General features: G+C 46.1%; 15 protein-coding genes and 1 pseudogene. 8 read left to right on the top strand and 8 right to left on the bottom strand.

The window, feature by feature from the left end; genetic code table 11:
- Nucleotides 1–8 precede the first annotated feature (8 nt).
- Nucleotides 9–686, bottom strand: coding sequence for a hypothetical protein (locus B3157_RS06475; protein WP_292589733.1), 678 nt, complete (start codon nt 684–686; stop codon nt 9–11).
- Entirely contained in the window at nt 686–1,666 is a 981-nt protein-coding gene (locus tag B3157_RS06470; RefSeq protein WP_292589780.1) for a LacI family DNA-binding transcriptional regulator, read from the bottom strand. The genes B3157_RS06475 and B3157_RS06470 overlap by 1 nt, the downstream gene beginning before the upstream one ends.
- An 873-nt stretch (nt 1,667–2,539) precedes the next feature.
- On the opposite strand from B3157_RS06470, the gene B3157_RS06465 reads away from it, so the two are divergent.
- Together B3157_RS06465 and B3157_RS06460 are read left to right on the top strand one after the other, a co-directional pair.
- Nucleotides 2,540–2,956 (top strand): hypothetical protein, encoded by a 417-nt coding sequence (locus B3157_RS06465; RefSeq protein WP_214078428.1) that lies wholly within the window; start codon nt 2,540–2,542, stop codon nt 2,954–2,956.
- A gap of 744 nt (nt 2,957–3,700) precedes the next feature.
- Entirely contained in the window at nt 3,701–5,812 is a 2,112-nt protein-coding gene (locus B3157_RS06460) for a tetratricopeptide repeat protein (RefSeq protein ID WP_292589728.1), read from the top strand.
- A gap of 179 nt (nt 5,813–5,991) precedes the next feature.
- Here B3157_RS06460 and B3157_RS06455 read toward each other — a convergent pair whose 3' ends face one another.
- From B3157_RS06455 to B3157_RS06445, 3 genes and pseudogenes are all read right to left on the bottom strand, one after another.
- Nucleotides 5,992–6,960 (bottom strand): ABC transporter ATP-binding protein, encoded by a 969-nt coding sequence (locus B3157_RS06455; RefSeq protein ID WP_292589725.1) that lies wholly within the window; start codon nt 6,958–6,960, stop codon nt 5,992–5,994.
- Nucleotides 6,957–7,091: pseudogene (locus B3157_RS06450) on the bottom strand (oligopeptide/dipeptide ABC transporter ATP-binding protein); the annotation flags it as partial. The pseudogene B3157_RS06450 and the gene B3157_RS06455, both read right to left, overlap by 4 nt.
- A gap of 319 nt (nt 7,092–7,410) precedes the next feature.
- Complete coding sequence (locus B3157_RS06445; protein ID WP_289059184.1) at nt 7,411–8,241, bottom strand: ADP-ribosylglycohydrolase family protein; 831 nt, start codon at nt 8,239–8,241, stop codon at nt 7,411–7,413.
- A 228-nt stretch (nt 8,242–8,469) separates the two neighbouring features.
- Here B3157_RS06445 and B3157_RS06440 point away from each other — a divergent pair, with 228 nt between their 5' ends.
- Together B3157_RS06440 and B3157_RS06435 are read left to right on the top strand one after the other, a co-directional pair.
- Nucleotides 8,470–8,703, top strand: a complete 234-nt coding sequence (locus B3157_RS06440) for a nucleotidyltransferase domain-containing protein (RefSeq protein WP_292589719.1) — start codon at nt 8,470–8,472, stop codon at nt 8,701–8,703.
- Nucleotides 8,704–8,989: 286 nt separating this feature from the next.
- Nucleotides 8,990–9,604 (top strand): hypothetical protein, encoded by a 615-nt coding sequence (locus B3157_RS06435; protein WP_214061014.1) that lies wholly within the window; start codon nt 8,990–8,992, stop codon nt 9,602–9,604.
- A 465-nt stretch (nt 9,605–10,069) separates the two neighbouring features.
- Here B3157_RS06435 and B3157_RS06430 read toward each other — a convergent pair whose 3' ends face one another.
- A complete protein-coding gene (locus B3157_RS06430) occupies nt 10,070–10,660 on the bottom strand; it encodes a plasmid pRiA4b ORF-3 family protein (protein WP_292589711.1) in 591 nt (196 codons plus the stop codon).
- A gap of 1,012 nt (nt 10,661–11,672) precedes the next feature.
- On the opposite strand from B3157_RS06430, the gene B3157_RS06425 reads away from it, so the two are divergent.
- Entirely contained in the window at nt 11,673–11,864 is a 192-nt protein-coding gene (locus B3157_RS06425; protein ID WP_292589708.1) for a hypothetical protein, read from the top strand.
- Nucleotides 11,865–11,914: 50 nt separating this feature from the next.
- On the opposite strand, the gene B3157_RS06420 is transcribed toward B3157_RS06425, so the two are convergent.
- Nucleotides 11,915–12,334, bottom strand: coding sequence for a putative toxin-antitoxin system toxin component, PIN family (locus B3157_RS06420; RefSeq protein ID WP_292589705.1), 420 nt, complete (start codon nt 12,332–12,334; stop codon nt 11,915–11,917).
- Nucleotides 12,318–12,593, bottom strand: coding sequence for an AbrB/MazE/SpoVT family DNA-binding domain-containing protein (locus B3157_RS06415; protein WP_292589702.1), 276 nt, complete (start codon nt 12,591–12,593; stop codon nt 12,318–12,320). The genes B3157_RS06420 and B3157_RS06415 overlap by 17 nt, the downstream gene beginning before the upstream one ends.
- A gap of 377 nt (nt 12,594–12,970) precedes the next feature.
- On the opposite strand from B3157_RS06415, the gene B3157_RS06410 reads away from it, so the two are divergent.
- The 3 genes from B3157_RS06410 to B3157_RS06400 all read left to right on the top strand — a co-directional run bounded on the left by B3157_RS06410 (nt 12,971) and on the right by B3157_RS06400 (nt 16,677).
- A complete protein-coding gene (locus B3157_RS06410) occupies nt 12,971–13,156 on the top strand; it encodes a hypothetical protein (protein WP_292589699.1) in 186 nt (61 codons plus the stop codon).
- Nucleotides 13,157–13,762: 606 nt separating this feature from the next.
- Entirely contained in the window at nt 13,763–14,359 is a 597-nt protein-coding gene (locus B3157_RS06405; RefSeq protein ID WP_292589695.1) for a glycerol-3-phosphate acyltransferase, read from the top strand.
- Complete coding sequence (locus B3157_RS06400; protein WP_292589692.1) at nt 14,359–16,677, top strand: PEP/pyruvate-binding domain-containing protein; 2,319 nt, start codon at nt 14,359–14,361, stop codon at nt 16,675–16,677. The genes B3157_RS06405 and B3157_RS06400 overlap by 1 nt, the downstream gene beginning before the upstream one ends.
- The last annotated feature ends 48 nt before the right edge of the window (nt 16,678–16,725 follow it).

Here is a 16,725-nt window from a genome sequence, read left to right as displayed (position 1 = left end):
CCTCCCTGTTAGTCTCTGGTAATCTTGCTGAACTCCCTGACAATCCGTGAAAAACTCCCGATTTCAATTCCCGTTACGATAGGGCCGATAATCAGCCCCTTGAAGCCGAGATCTAGAATTCTATCTGCTTCGTCCACGGTAATCCTCTTCTGGGTTGGAATAAAGGAAGGCAGTCCTGAAAGCTCAAGCACTTCCAAATAATCGAGAAGGTCTTCCAGCGAAAGATCTTTCCCGTAGTCCTTGGGATCGATGATCGAGATCTCTAGGGCATCTGCCCCAGCTTTCTTTAAGTATGAAGCCATCGACTTGGAATATGTATGATTAAGAGCCAGCATCTTGCAGAGATCGTTCTTCATAACATATAGAGGGGCGTAGTCGACGTAGACGTCAAAGAAAGACAGGCCGAATTTGCTCATTTCCCCTAGTTCCTCTTCTGACGCCATTGATTCCGCTCCGGGAACGATTCCCATACAGCAGCCAAGAGCAGAATGGATGTTCTTTGCGGTCTCTCTGACGTCGGTCCATGTGACATGAACCTTTCCAGTCACCCTATGCTTCACATTTATGTGAAGCTTAACTGCGTCCGCACCGTTCTCAACTGCAGCCCTCGCGTATTCCAGACTGTTCTCGGGAAGACTGACTACCAAGAGTCTGCCTTTAGAATCCATTAGCTCTCTGAAATGCATTACTTCTCCCCCCTTAGAGTTTCACCTTCCATCAAGAACGGTTCCACAAACACAACTCCCTTTGATTCAGCATTTCCCTCCATCAACTCCTGAAGCATTGTTACTGCGATTCTTCCAAGAAGATATGGGTTTAGTGCGACGGTAGTTATTTTTGGAGAGGTCATTTTGCAGAAATCTAGCCCACCAAATCCAATAACCCCTATCTCTGAAGGGATGGAAACCTTCCTGTCCTGTAGAGCCTCGATCACACCTTTCGCAAGCCAATCGGTCGTGCAGAAGATCACTTCTCTGTTTCCAGGTGTTCTGAGATGTCTCTCGATGGCCATTCTTCCATCTCTCTCTTCGAAGGAGTTGCATTCGATAATCTTTACCCGCTCAGTTGGGAAACTGTTTTCACTAAGACACTTGAAGAAACCTTCCAGTCTATCAGCAAATGTCGAGACGTTTCTCGGCCCTGTAATAACGGTAACTGTAGAGTAGTTATACTTGATAATTTCATTGGCGGCGAGATAACCGCCTCTGACATTGTCATTGTTTACAGACGCTAGGTTTTCCAGGCCCGAGTATTTGCCGATCAAGACGACCGGAATCTTCATTGCCGACAGGAAAGTCTTCAGATCGTCAGGCATTGGGATGCCTCCCACGATCAACCCTTCGACAAGATCGAGAGGGATCAGCGATTCATCGAAGCTCTTCTTGCTTCTGATCGACTGAACCAGGCAGTGAATATCCGATGACCCGGCCCCTCTCAGTATCCCCCGCTGAACTCCTGAGAAGAATTCATCGCTTTCGATTGATTTATGAGGGTTGGAAACGAAGAACATCACAACCTTACTGCCGCGGCCACTGGATATCTCGCCCGGGTATCCAAGCTTCTTCGCGACTCTCAAGACCTTCTTTTTGGTGGCTTCGCTTATGCGGCTGTCATTATTGAGTACTCTGGACACGGTTGAAATCGCCACGCCTGTGATTTCCGATATCTCTCTCAGAGTTGGCAGAAAAAGACCTCCTAACTCGTCAATTCAATGCAAATCGTGCAAATCTGAATTCTTCATGTGATTCTAGCAATTAAGAGTCGGCGAAACTAATGCCATGAGGATTGATCTACAAACTCTGCAAACGTATATCCACAATCACCAGCGATTAGAGCTATTATTCTCATTGATCTGAAAGAAGGGTATTGTCCTGGGTAATGCAAACTGTGCAAAAGAGTAAGCGATCCGTTCTGCTAAATGACCCGTCATAGGTAACTCGGCTACTTGTCCCAAATTCCAGTTCTTTCGACTTTCTTCCCAACAGAGATCTCTAGAAGCAAAGTTGCTTCAGTAGACTCGCGAAAGTCATTTCTTGAGAAGGATCTCTATCTAAAACAGTTCATCCGCTAAGTTATTCTGTTCTCATCGTCACTTTCTGTCCTAGATCCGACTGACTGAACAGGCAATGGTCAAACAGAATCGATTCAAGGTTGCGTATTTGTAAATCAGCTGCAATTCTATCGTGATATTGATGATGTAGTTGAGTATTGTCTCGATAAACTCCGTGGAAGTCTGTCCTGTTTGAAAAGTCCGGTTAGAAGAACGTATACGTTCTAGTAATGCTGCGCTTATTCCAAGTGAAGTATCTGATGTCCAGGAAACGTGCTTAGAAAGGCGCTTCGCAGGTGAAAGCGTGCTTGCTTGATGGTGGCTCAGAGAAGGGGGGAAGATAGAGGCAGAGGGAGTGAGCAAGAGTCGAATCTGAAGTGGTAGGAATGGAGAGGCAATCGTCCTTTGTAATAGAGAAAGGCCGTTGGCAGAGGTAAACTGGAATACTGTCATCTCGACCTGCTGCCTGGCGCTTGAAGGAGGGAGAAAGTGATATTGGGGATCTTTCTGAAGGACAGGGAAGCCAGTTTAGAAGGTGATCGTTTTGAGGTAAAGATCGACAAAATGGAAGCGATTTATGCGGTAGCCGCTCTGGGTTCTGAAAAGCCCAGAGTTTCTTTTGAGGACTATATTACCACTGCAGATATACTTCTCAAGAGGGATGAGGAAAACATGATAATCCTGGAGTTCGAAGAGTTCGTGCCTCCGGGAAGAATAAGAGAGTTGCGGCTGATTTCAGATGAACTGACAGTATCAGTAACTCTAGAAGAGAAAGAAACCGAAGAGATCGCCGAAGGGTTCAGAGACCATCAGCCTCCCGAAGACTTTCTCTCGTACCTGAAGAGAAACATGAAGAAGAGCGAAAACCCTCTCATGATGGCCAACTTGGAGCAGGTCTCCAGTTGAGGTTGCAGTTGTTTCTTGCAAGTCGAGAGCCTTATTTACGGTTGCTCAGGTGGAGAATGCGATTTTCCAACCCTTCCATGGTTACCAACCAATAATTGCCGGCAGAACAGGTAGAAATTGACCTCAAAACCCGGCACGATCGGGTGGACCGATTGTGTTCGTTACGATGCGGTATTTGAAGAAAGAGGCTAGAGGTGCGAATTGATGGTTTCGAAGGTCGAGATCTGTCACTCTGCATATCTTCACTTCTATCCTCTTTCGTCTGATCTTTGAAACACATCTTCCAGCTCTTCGTTTTCCTTCCTCAAGGAAGGATTTTAGAGCAATCGTGCCCATTCGTTCAGAAACGCTTTTGGGCAAAAGTAAGGTGGCCAAAGGGGATATGAGTGAACCCCTCTCTCACGGGAACGGCATTTCCTCTTAAGTGAGTACGCAAAAGAGATCCGATGAATAGTTGAGTTTCTGAGTTTTTTCAGCGAAAGTCCCTTCTGAACTGAACTCTTGAAAAGGGAGATGGATAGACCCAAATTCCTTATAATTGAAAAAACAGGTGCTTAATGTGACTAGCCAAAAATCACAAATATGAGGCTTGACGATTTTTGCTAAGGACAACCGCTCCAGTTATAGTGGGTATATTGATTCGAAGGATAGGGAGAGGCAGTTTTCTTGAGTTCAGAGTGAATTGTGAAATCTAAGAGAATATGGGGAGCCTCTGACGATACTTGATCAAGGAGGGCAACTATCTTGAATACCTATCAGAAGAGTAGAATTGTCTATCTTAGAGATCTTATGGAGATGGGTACAGATTACTCCGGGCCGGATTTTGATCGCGAGAAGCTTCTTTATGAGGCTTCTTCCGACACCATCGAGGAACTCGCGAAGCTACTGTGCGAAGTGTTCGATCTCGAGTATGAAACGGTTATAGAGAGCGAATTGTTTTTGCTTTATTATTGGAGTGTTTTCGTCTGGGACGAAAGCATTCCCTTCGAAACAAGATTTGCTGTGGCGAAGGAGATCGTCAAAATCGGCGACAAGCTCCGACGTGAGAATCTGAATAGCGCTTCCAACAGAAATTCTGCGGGTTCAGATGATGAAGAGTCAGTCTATGAAGCAATGGGGGTAAATGAATTCAGAGGACCTGAAATGGCCCGATGGTATTATCTCGCAGGTCTCAGCGCGCTTTCGTGCTTCCTTCAGCATGCCGGAACAATTGATTCGGATATTGAAGATTCTGAGGAGAAAGAACTTGAGTATCAAGCAGTGAGGCTGGCGAAATACTGTCCAAGGTTCTACTTGCAGTACGTTAATCCTTATTCCGATGTCGTGTTCGGGCTTATTGAGCCTATGGTGGCACACTATGCCCTTGGTCTGAAGAAAAATGTTGAAGTGTCACTGCTGCAGTATATTTTCGAAGATACTCATGCCGGATTGATGGCAGGATATGGTGCGTCTGTACTTTCCCTTATCTGTCTTCTGATAAATAAGGATCAGCAAATAAGGAGGAAGGCCGCCACTGTCGCGGAAAATCTGCTTGAGTGGAGTGAAGACCAGGTCAGCCCTCTGTATATCATTGTGAAGAATTCGATTGTTGATGATTCTCTTCCATTGATTCTTGGTGAAATTGTACGCAATACAGATTTCTCTCATTCAGGAAGACCGATCATGAAATTTATTAGAACGCTTCTGAAAAACAAGGAAAAGAAAGAAGCGACAGATATAGTGTGTGGAGTGTGCTCTGTTCTCCTCGATGAGGAATCCCTCGAAAAGTCGGAATCACTCGAGGAGCTGGTTTCATTTGTCACAGAGCTTAAAACCGATTCAAATACTCGATTGGCAGCAGCTCTTGTGGCAGAGAAGGCAGGCTATTCATCGAAAGCAAAGCTTCTTTATGAAATGCTTTCGAAGGCTGACCGTAAGCGTTTTGATCGGTTCGTTTCTGATTCGAAAGTTCCACCGGTACTCTCGAAAGATCTCTCGTTGAGCACGAAAATGGCCCGTCTTCTAGAACGAGCCTATCATTCAACAAAGTATCTCCACAAGATCATTTTTGAGGAGAGAAAGAATCTTATTCCCGGCCTAACCGTTTTGCGTTCTGGGGATTCCCCCACAATCGAGTACAACCTCCCACCAGGAAATTACAGATTGATGAGGCTTGCCTCGATACCGGATAGTTCTGAAAGAGTTGTTCGGATGGAAAACGCACTTGCGAGAGACCCATACGAGTTTCGGCTCTACTCAATGCTGGCTAATGGGTACACTGAGATAGGCTTAGACAATAAATGTCAATACATTCTGGAAGCCGGTTATTCGAAATTGGAAACTCTATTAGGGGAAATCGAATCGGAGTCTTACTCACTCGAGTATGATCGTGCGAACAATAAGCCTCTGCTGGATCTAATCGTTGACTATGCGGATTTTCTTCGAATAAGGGTCGGTGATCAGACTCGGGCAATAGAAACCTATGAAATGCTTCTCGATATAGACCGGGAAGATGATGTGCATGCAAAGCACGGGCTTCTCAACAGCTTATTCAGGCAGAAAAACTTCATGAAAGCCGAGAAGTTGCTGGAACGCTACCTGGAAGAGGAAGATGTAGATTTTCTTATGGGGCGCGCCTTCATCAGTGCAATAAGAAACAGAAAACAAGATGCCAACATATATCTGCTTCGCGCGTTGAGAACGAATCCTCTGATTGTAGAAATGCTCTTCAGAGATATGGGATCTGTGAAGTTCGAAGAACTGAAGGAGGAGGATGACGAAAGAGAAGCTGCAATGTATGCGCTCGACTATCGTCAGGTCTGGGAATCCAGCCCCAAGGCGTACAACTGGCTCAAGACCCGCAGGATATCCGACTGAACGATACGCTGGCTCGGTTTTCTTGGCCGGTAAGAGCCTTTACTGGCTAGTCTTTGCTTTTACTAGAGGGCACGGTCAAAAATTTCTATCGTTTGCTGCTCGGACTCAGGGAATGCATTTCTGCGTTTGTCTCATCAATGTTAAAAATGGAGTCACCGAGAAAAGAAAGAATTCCGGGACTAGAGAAGGCACCTCGCATAGTGGTCCTCGCCGATCTTCTTCATAGGGGGTATCTCGAGAGAGCAACTTTCTCCGGCGAATGGGCAACGCGGATGGAAACGGCAGCCACTAGGTGGATCGATTAGGGAGGGAATATCTCCTCCCGTTATGAGAGGCTTTCGCTTTAGACCAGTTTCTGGGGCTGGCGCCGCCGATTTAAGCAGCTTTGTGTAAGGGTGGAAAGAGCTGTTAATTATCTCTTCTGCCGGACCGATCTCCATGATCATGCCAGCATACATAACTATTATTCTGTCGCTCATATAACGGGCGCCGGCCAGATCGTGGGTTATGTATATGAAGGATACTCCATGTCGCTCTTTGAGGTTTAGCATCATGTTCATTATGCTCATCCTGTTTGAAACGTCGAGCATTGAAGTGGGTTCGTCGGCCAGAATGAGGTCGGGTTCGATCGAGAAGGCTCTGGCGATATTCACCCTCTGTCTCTGACCTCCAGAAAGCTCATGGGGAAACTTCCGTGTAAACTGTTCGGGTGGCTCAAGGCCTACCTGAATTAGTATGTTATAGACCTTTTCCGCTACTGATCTTTTGTCCTTTGCAATCTTGTGAATTATGAAGGGTCGTTCCATAATCCCGCCAACCGTTCTTGTCGGATTCAAGGCTCCGAAAGGGTCCTGAAATATCATCTGGACCCTCTTGTGGTGTTTCAGCTCTTCTTTTCGAGACATGTTGCCGCTCAACTCTCTTCCTTCAAACGCTACTCTGCCTGAAGTCTGCTTGTAGATCCTGCTTATTACGTTTGCAGTTGTAGTTTTTCCGCTGCCGGACTCTCCAACTATCGCAAGCACTTCTCCTCTTCGCAGAGGAAAAGACACGTCGTCCATTGCATGAACAACCTTTCCACGCATTCTGAAAGAGTTCAGGGGGAAGTGTTTGTTGACCGCTTCAAGAACCAGAATGTTATCGTTCACAGGGCCTCGGCTCCTTTGTGAAGAAAACACGCGACGCTGTGGCGATCGGCGATCTCCTCCAGCGAGGGGCAGGACTCTCTGCAAATAGGCATTGCCTGCGGACAACGGGGGTGAAATCTGCAACCGTCAGGCCTTGCGTCCCTTCACAATCTTCGCCGGAATTCCGATTCGGAGGACGGTGGACTGGGGACGGTTGACCTGAGAAGGCCTCCTGCCGAAGGCAGCATTGCGACCTGGGATGTTTTTCCCAGCCTTGCGTCCGCCGATGCTTTCGGGCGCCTTGCGTCTTATTCCGTTCTTTCCGACCCGCACATTGCAACTCCCAACCCCGGCCTTTTGCTTTCCCTTACAACCCACAACTTGTAACTTGCAACTGATCTTTTGCTCTTACCAACCCCCTACCCGCTACCCCCTACCACGGTCAAATCGAAATCTCGCTATCGACAGTTTTTATGATTTCAAGAAGGCTTCCCATTCAAAGAAGATCGCGAGGAGTTCTTTGTCTAGATAGTGCAGTGCCTTGGTTCTTATGTCATACGGTATGCTGTAGTAAGCTTCGGCTATCGCTCCGGTTATTGCTGCGATTGTGTCGCTGTCTCCGCCAAGCGAAACCGCAGTGCGGACTGCATCTTCGAATGAATCTGATTCTAGGAAGCACTGTATGGCCTGTGGCACTGTTTCCTGACAGGTTTCATTGAAGTCATAGGATGGGCGAATCTCGTCGATTGTGAAATCCAGAGAGTAGTAATCTCTTGAGATCCTGACGCGAATATCCCGCTTTGAGAAGCCTTGACACGCAAGGAAAATGGCAATGGTAGTCGCCTCAGCCCCCTTTATGCCTTCCGGGTGGTCGTGAGTGACAGAGGTTATCGTTTTTGAGAGGCTTATCGCTTCCAATTCATTTCGCGCAGTGAATCCCACAGGGCCAATGCGCATAGCAGCTCCGTTGCCGAAGCTATTGTACGGCCGAGGGTTGGCGCTGAATATCCATCTTCCAAACATTCCCCCATAACCGCAGTTAGGATAATTTCGACCGATCTGCTGCATATATTTCACTGTAAGCTCTCTTAGCAGACGGTCATAGCACATACTCAGCCTGTAGTCTTCTCGCGATTTGTCAACAACCTTCTCAGTTTCCATGATCGCTTTGGCAACGGCAAGGCTCATTATACTATCGTCCGTAGCAAAGCACTCATCTGTGAATAGTTCAAAGGTCTTGCTTCGGTGATTATTGAACTCAAATCTCGACCCGACGATATCGCCGACAATTGCTCCCAGCAAAGTTCACACCCCACCTCTTTCATGTTGCTTGAGATTTTCCATTCCAAGTGTAACATCATCGACCTGAACGCAGCTGGAGGTTCCCACCCTATGCCTCTTCAGATGAATCTAGCAGCTCTTATCCTTTCCTGGAGATCGCCTGTGATTGCATGGAGCACAGTATTGTTTGTCAACATAAATCCGCTCCACTTGATAGAATCGTCCTTTAAACTAACTTGCGGGAGCTGAATGAGTTATGTTGGCAATAAGCAGGTGAGTGAAGTCAGTATGCAGAATGGAGCGGATGTTGTGGATGAGAAGATCAAAGAGGCTCTAGTGGTTAAGAACGAGAGGATCATCAAGGCGGTGATTGAGAAATCGAAGCGTGTCAGCCCGGACTCGGTAGCGTTGGTCGGCATCTATGGTTCATTTGCCACTGGAGACATACACGACAAGTCTGATTTAGATCTCTTCATTGAATAAACGATTCGAAAGGATACAGAATAGGTTCATGCTTCATTTTGGGAGACGTTGCTCATGATATCTACTGCACGAGCTGGCAGCAGCTTGAAGACATGGCTAAATATTCGACACCATACACTTGAGGCTGATGGACGTGAACATCGTCTACTACCGTGACTACAAGCAACCTCAGAGGTTTATGGAGCTTCGCGGTAAAGCTATGGAACGTCTGAACAGCCCGCTGAATTAACACGATCTGAGGAATATATTGATGCATTTCGGGTAGGCTCAGAAAACTTACGCAGAGTTGGTTCTGAGTGAAGAGTCCGGAAGAGTCAAATACGAGTCGGCCAAATTGATCAACTCTATCGAAATGATCATGTATCTAATCAACAAGTCATATGTAAGTCTTGGGTCTAGACACATACCTGAAGAGATCGAAAGGATGCGGGAATTACCGATTGGATTTCCAGGTCATTACAGACGACTCATCGAGGCCGATACACTGCGTTCAATTAAAGAGAGCGCAACTTCGCTTTTGCGGTGTACGGGGGAGAAGATAGAAGAGATCAAGTACAGAGTTAAGGGCAAGAAGAAACTTGATTCGCAGGCTCTTACAGGTAGTTACGAGGAAATCTATTCGAACTGGAGAAACAAGATGGAGCTTGCCGCAAAGACCGACAACAAGTACTTGTCTCTCATGACGGCCGCAAGTTGCCAGCGATTCTACGATGAAATGAGAGAGGAGTACGAAGGCGTGTCTATCGATCTGATGAAGCACTTCGATATCAACGATTTACAGAGGTCGGCGAGGACCTTCGACGAAGCAATGGAAGAGTACAGATTGCTCTATGACGAAAACAGAGTCCAGGTGAAGAAATATCAGACAATCGAAGAGTTCGAAGAGGACTATCTTGCGTAACTTCATAAACCGGATAGCTGGATACAACATGCTTTGGATACTATATAAAGATGTTCGCACCAGTTGCTGACTGGGAATCGGAAAGAAGAATCTCCAGGAAGAAAGATTCGGGGCTCTGAAACCCTCTGCCCTGTATTACGTATGTAGTGGCGCTTTTCTTCTGGAATGCTCGGTAAAGTCCTTCTTTGAGAGCTTCAAAGAGAAGGGCTTCTAAGATGCGCTTTTCATAAGCTGTTTAGAGAGTCAATTGTCTTCTGAGTCTGTTTGGCTTTGATTCTTCGAGTTGGGTCGCCAGTTCTTGAAGAAGGTTTCTCTTGGCCTGGCAAGATCTCATCAGAGCTGTTTTCGAGCTGTACCGTTCCATGTCTTCTTGTCAATGAAAAGGGCCCTTTGGAGACTACTGTTATCAGCAATTTGTGTTGGAACGATAGCTCCGGTCTAGTCTTACGTCCTATTCTGCTTTCTCTAATATGTGTTCTTCAGGCGTTCATCAGGGTCGTCAAAGTGGATTTGCATCCGATCGAAGGATTCGGGGTCGTACTCTCTTCCCAGCCAGTCGATCAGATCTTCTCGATCAGGGTGCTTCTTATTCTTCATTGCCTCAACAAGATCACGATAACCCATTGTTCCTCCAACATCTTCAGGCGGGCAGGCTCGTTCACCGGCAATGCATCTAGGGTACTTGGCGCTCAAGTCTCTACCGAGAACCTCTTCGAGAAGAATATCGTGGATCCAGTTGTCTCCGAAATCATAGAGGTATGACGCCTTTCGGTTATGAATCGAGAGATAATCGGAAATGCGCAGTTTTCTGGAATCGAGAACCTCCTTGAAATCGTCTTCAATAGGAAGCCCTATATAAACAAGCTCGTCACTCTTCGGATCAACGACCTGAAATTCGTGTAGATGGTAATCAGACCAGCCCATAGCATCCTGAATTGCGACGTGAAGATCCCAGAAAGTGTAGATGTCCGGAACCTGTATTCGTCGCCAGATTAACGGTGTGATGTCAAGAAGCATTATCTTGAACTGATAGATCAGCTTGTATCCCTTCTTCATCTTTTCACCTCGCTTATGGTTGGATAAACTATTATAGTGCTCTACCCATTCATGGGACAACACGTTTGGCTAATGGGATTCATAAAGACACATTGGAGACCGAGAGTTGTGGTTGTAGGCGATCCACCCTCGGAGAAGAGAGAGAAATCAGTTCCACCAGATGCAAGTTGCTGGGATTATCGGTTCTCCGAGAAAACCTAGAGAGCGAGAAGACGTTTTGAGTTTGAGGTGAAGCCTCGCTTCTAGAAAAACCATATTCGAGAGTATCAAGAGCAAGGAGAGAAAGCAGATCATGCATAGTAAGAAAAAGCAAAAGGCCGGGGTCGGGGGTTGCGGTAGGGATTGGAAAGAGCAAAGCGATATCAGTTGGCCGTTAAACGGTTCTCCTTTAGCCGAGGGAAAAACCAGTGCTTCGTTCCAGAGCGAGGATCTGTTATTCGTTCTTGGTCAAACCAGAAAAGCTACATGAGACGAAAAAAGAAGGGTAAGACTCTGAATCAAGTTCAGATGACGCGTTGTGACATTTTTGCTTTCAGGTCTCTAGCCTGCAACTGGAACAAGCAACTCCTCACTGCTCTTCGAAGGACGGCTCTTACAGCATGACGGAATCTGAGTTTTTCGCTCTACCGCTTGCAACTTGGAACATGCAACTTGGAACTTCTTTTTCAAAGGACGGGTCCTTGATCCGCGACAAAGGACCAAGGACGTCTCCTCACAGCGTGCAGCGTCACTTAGCAAGCGTACAGCGATTCTTATGGAGCCGGTCAGTCCCCATTTTCACCCAGACTGCAGCCATGTTTTAAAGACTAGATCCCGTACAGGAGCCCGGAACAGGATCCCCTAAACAGATGCATATTGGGGCAGGCTCCTGAACAGGGACTTATCAGGGCAGGCTATGCGGAGTGACGGTCTTTCTTACTTCAGGTCATCCTGGCACGCTTCTGGCCAGGATCTAGATCTTTGGAGCGCTTTCAAGACCAGATCCCGTGCAAAAGCATCACGGGATGACTAAGTGAGTGGATTTAAGGGAGGGTTCTACGGGGATGAAAGCCTTTTCTCACTTTCAGTAGCTGGCATGTACCTGGCCAGAATCTCGATCCTTGCCGCGAAAAGTGGGACCTCAGAAACTGGCCAGTCCCCATTTCCGCTTCTCGGTCTTTCACAGAGCTCAACGAACGTCTCGACAGTGCTCTTTCTTGTTTGACCGGCTGATCATACGTTATTGGTGGGGAGTTCGCTCAGAAGAACTTTGCTTCATATCTTTCTTTCTTGTATGAGATTGAGTGTCTCTCTTTTAGTTGCGACTCTGATCAATGCTCTTACTCGCTCTTCAAAGAAGTCTTTGTCTCCTGTAACAAACACATCTGGTCTAGCCTTAATAGCGGAAGCAAGAATCGGAGTATCGTACTCGTCTCTGATTATCTCAATACATTGCTTCACTTCGCTTCTGTCTGGAAAGGGCAGTATTTCTGCATCAAGTGATTGGAGAATATCCTCGTAATCTTCGATCACACCTGGGAACTTCCTTCTCAATACTCTCTCAACCTCTGAAACACTGAACTTTGCCAGCAGAAGCACATGATTGGAATGCACCATGTTATGCAAGAGGAGTCTTTCCATTCCGTCGAAAACAATGCCTGAGAGGAATGTGTTCGAATCAATCATCACTCTCATGATAAATCTCTGTGAAGAGCTTCTTTCTGACCTTTTCCAGCTCGTTTTCCAATTCTTCCTTAGTATAGCCTCTGGCCTCCGCCTCTTTCTGAAACTCCTTGACTATCATGTCGAAAGGCGACACCAGCTGATAGATTATCTTATCTCCTTCCACAGAGACCTTGAACCTGCTGTCGGGAGTGATCTTCAGTTTATCTCTCGCTTCCTTTGGTATTGTTATTTGTCCTCTCTCCGTTGGCCTAAGTAATCTGGCCGACACGCCATCACCTCCAGCAAGTAATATGATATCATGAATTCATATTTCCTATGTATGATCGGTTTTCTTCATCAACGAAGCTGTTAAACGAGATCAATTATAAAATCAACACAACTTTCATCCCAAAGCAGGCCGGTTTCATCAGAGCGGTTGTTAGTTGTTGTATCGACAAGCACAAAAGAAGGGAAGGGAGCAACACGCGGGGTTCGGGTCTGGAGTCTGGGGTTTGGCGAAAAGAGACGATTTGCTCTGCAGTCATCCCGGGATCAGTTCTTTGATCCTATCGAAGGACGGGCCCATGCTCTTGGACGGTCAACGGAGTCCTGAAAAACGTTCAGAACTTCGCCGACATAAACAAAACTATAATTGGCGGAGTAAGTTTGACATTCACCAACGTCATAGGAAAGAAAGGCATTCTAAAACTTATTGGAACGATAAACTCGTTCTCGATAGGCGGGTCAGGAGTTGTGGATCGATCACGTCTGTCCAAGAAAATAAACAGAGCCATTCCAGAAAAACCTGGAGGATCTTTTCTCTGGCCCGAAAAGGTTACTCGCGTTTTCTGAGCCTGATATAAAACTCATATTGCAAGGCAAAGAACAGAGAAGCTGCAACCCTTTCTCTCATTCGCTACAAGATCTTCAGGATTTTGTTTTGAAGTTCCATATCGGTCCTGAGACCGCGTTCGAATCGGTATCCCTGGCCACTATCTTTCATTAGTAAGTCGTGTTTGCCAGTAGCCCACCCTTCTGATAACTTGTTGTGGTCCTGTTTGATATGAAGAGAGTCGGACTTGGAGACGTCGAAAGATTTCGATCGTATACTACGAGATCACCGTCAGGGTCTCTACCGTTCCAAGTATGAAAGAGGTCTCTGGTTTTTTTCGCTATTGGTGTCTTTGGTCTTTACCAGTAGCGTCGTCGGATCGAAAAAACTAACGACATTCCACTGATAAAAACTCCCGCTAACAGAACCCAGTCCGTCAACAAGCTTGAAAGTCAACGAATCTCCGTCGGGATCAGTACAGTAATCGGCCAGTTTAATCTGAAGAGACTCTCCGAGTTCGCATAATCGAATGTCAAAAGATTGTCTATTCGCTTTTTTTGTTAAAATATATATAAAGAACCAATTTAAAGTGTTTGGCGAATAGACATCGCACGCTGGAGGAGTTCATGGTCATTGCTCTTTTATTTCTGGTGTATATTTACAGCTCAGTTCAATTCAGTTATTTCTTCACATACATTTTCCACAAGAAGCGCCTAGACAGAGAAGGGAGCAGGAATATCGGAGTTGCAAATGCTTTTAGAACCGGAGGATTTAGGGTCGGCTTTCTATCTGTTCTTGGCGATGTTAGTAAGGCTTTGCTTCCCATTCTTCTTTCGAGTCTCTTCTATTCAGCCGATAGAAGAATGTCCTTTATATTCCTACTGGTCGCAGTCTTCGGAACTAGGTTTCCGCTATTCTTAATCAAGCAAGGAGGAAAAGGAAGAACGGTGGCGGGATGGGGAATGCTTTTCACCTTCCCGCTTGCAACGTTTCTGTTGAGCGTAGTTTGGACCGCTGTTTTGCTTATCTCTCGAATGGACACCTTTATCTCTCTCATAGTAACCTCTCTGGCTGTTCCATTGTTGCTGTTTGCAGTCTATGGCGATGTTTTTCTGATGTTGCTGGGCATAATATTAACCGTACTCGTTCTCCTAAGGAGCTCGCGGAAGAATGACGACTTCATTTTCTATGGAGTTTTCAGATCGAATGAGAGTGACAAGTAATGAGAGTTCTTATACCGGTAGACAAAGTCAATAGAAGAAGCAAGGCAGGAAACAAGGCGCTGAATCTGTCTTTTCTGGCAAGAAAGGGCTTTAGGATACCCGAGACCTTTCTTCTTCGACTCGAAAGAATTCAGAGTCTGGCTTCTCCTGAGTTGAGAGAGGAGATGAGACATCTTTTAAACGCGCACGGTGCTCTTGCCGTAAGATCGTCGGCGAACGTTGAAGATACTTCTCAGAATTCTTTTGCCGGGCAATTTAAGAGCTTTCTTGACCTCAAAACAGAAGAGCAAGTAGTAGAAGCGATAAGAGAAGTCGTTAACTGGAACTCTTTGGAGCAGTTGAGGAGTTACGTGGAAAGGAGTTCTCTTGAACGGGAATCAATTGTCATGAACGTTATAGTTCAGGAGATGGTATCTCCCGTTTATTCAGGTGTAGTTTTTACATGCAATCCCTTAACGGGATTGAACGAGACCATTGTTGAAGCGGTTTCAGGCCGCGGAGACGCCCTTGTTCAAGACGGAGTTACCCCCGAACGCTGGGTAGACAAGTGGGGCACCTGGATAGAAAAACCAGATAGCGCCGATGGTTCCGGAGCTCTTATGAAAAAAGTTGTAGCTGAAGCGAAGAAAATTGCGAGAGTTTATGGAAAGGCTGTCGATCTAGAGTGGGTATATGATGGGACAGACATTTACTGGCTTCAACTGAGAGAGATAACTGCATTGAACTACCCCGATGTGTATTCAAATCATATCCCCAAAGAGTTTCTTCCCGGAATCATAAAGCCTCTTGTCTGGTCGATAAATATCCCTCTTGTTAACGGGGCATGGATAAGACTCTTCACAGAGATGATTGGCAAGAATGATATTGATCCACTGAGGCTGGCAAGATCATTCTATTACAGGGCGTATTTCAACATGGGGGTAATTGGAAGTATCTTCAAGGAACTTGGCATGCCTGCGGAGACTCTCGAACTGCTTCTAGGTATCCTAGTCGAGGGTCCGGATAAGCCAAAGTTCAAACCCACCTCAAAGACTTTCAAAAAGCTTCCCAGGCTTACGGTCTTCTTCATTGACAAGTTGCTTTTTGGAAGGCGCGTAAGAAAGAAGATCCCAGAGTTTAGAGAGCAATCGAAGAGCTTTGATATTGACGATCTAACCACAGAACCCGACAAAATCATGAAAAGAATCGACGCTCTATACGGGTTTAACAGTGAGATTGCCTATTACAATATCGTGATCCCTCTTCTGATGTCGCTCTACAATCGTCTTATGACTTCGAGTTTGAAGAAGATCGGGATAGCCGCCGACAGTCTGAACATAGTTAAGGGAATCTCTGAGATCAAGCGCCTAGATCCAAATTACGAGTTGAAAAGACTCCATGCGGTCTTCTCGGAACTCCCGGTCAATGAAAGATCTCTCATCGCAGCAGAAGGTTATTCTGGACTCCTCAAGTTACAGAATTTGACTGGCTTTCGGAAAGAGTTTGACGGATTTCTCGCTACTTTTGGTCATCTAAGCGCCAGCGGGAACGACTTCTCCTTCACTCCCTGGAGAGAGGATCCCGATCACGTTCTTTCAATGATAGTGAAGTTTGAAGATATAGAGCAAAAATCGCTTATAACTCTGGAAGAAGCTCTCCAAGGAAGAAAGATGGGACTATGGAGGAAGTTTCTATACAACAAGGCCAGAAAATTCAGGGTTTATAGGGAAGAAATCAGTTCGATCTACACATACAGTTACGGCCTGTTCAGAGATCACTTTCTGGCACTGGCAAGAATTCTTGTCGAGCAAGGCAGGATTGATATAGAGAAAGATATATTCTACCTAAGTATGAGTGAAATAAGAGCTCTCTTGAATGGCGGTCTGAATGGTGAAGAAGCCAGAGAGACTGTAAAAAAGAGAAGACTCGAGATCGAAGCGTACAGAAATATCGCAGTACCATCAATAATCTTCGGGGACGAAGTCCCTCCAGCCGAAGAAAAAGAGACCAGCGCGCTTAAGGGGACGCCCACCTCCAGAGGCTATTACAGAGGCAAGGTTAGATTGGTTCACGATACTAGCGACTTTAAGAGGATTGAAAGAGGAGATGTTCTTGTTATTCCGTATTCAGATGTCGCATGGACTCCTCTGTTCGCAAAGGCCGGCGCTGTGATTTCGGAGTCGGGAGGCGTGCTTTCACACAGTTCAATCATCGCCAGAGAATACGGAATACCCGCTGTAGTTAGTGTAAGAAGCGCCCTCAGCATTCTTCGCGAAGGGGAATCTGTTCTAGTAGACGGCTACACGGGAAAGATCACGGTTGAAAGCGGTGTTATGTGATTGGTGAATAGTGACTGTCGCTGGCTCGTATTCACCCCCCAGGGGAAT

The sequence above is a fragment of the Mesotoga sp. UBA5557 genome (genome assembly GCF_002425715.1).
Classification (GTDB): Bacteria; Thermotogota; Thermotogae; order Petrotogales; family Kosmotogaceae; genus Mesotoga.
This window is presented reverse-complemented; position numbering and strand designations above follow the sequence as displayed.

Excerpts from the sequence above, each read along its gene's own strand:
- B3157_RS06475 (WP_292589733.1), bottom strand. The coding sequence starts at position 686 with ATGCATTTCAGAGAGCTAATGGATTCTAAAGGCAGACTCTTGGTAGTC.
- B3157_RS06440 (WP_292589719.1), top strand. The coding sequence starts at position 8,470 with ATGAGTTATGTTGGCAATAAGCAGGTGAGTGAAGTCAGTATGCAGAAT.
- B3157_RS06430 (WP_292589711.1), bottom strand. The coding sequence starts at position 10,660 with ATGAAGAAGGGATACAAGCTGATCTATCAGTTCAAGATAATGCTTCTT.
- B3157_RS06420 (WP_292589705.1), bottom strand. The coding sequence starts at position 12,334 with ATGAGAGTGATGATTGATTCGAACACATTCCTCTCAGGCATTGTTTTC.
- B3157_RS06405 (WP_292589695.1), top strand. The coding sequence starts at position 13,763 with ATGGTCATTGCTCTTTTATTTCTGGTGTATATTTACAGCTCAGTTCAA.
- B3157_RS06400 (WP_292589692.1), top strand. The coding sequence starts at position 14,359 with ATGAGAGTTCTTATACCGGTAGACAAAGTCAATAGAAGAAGCAAGGCA.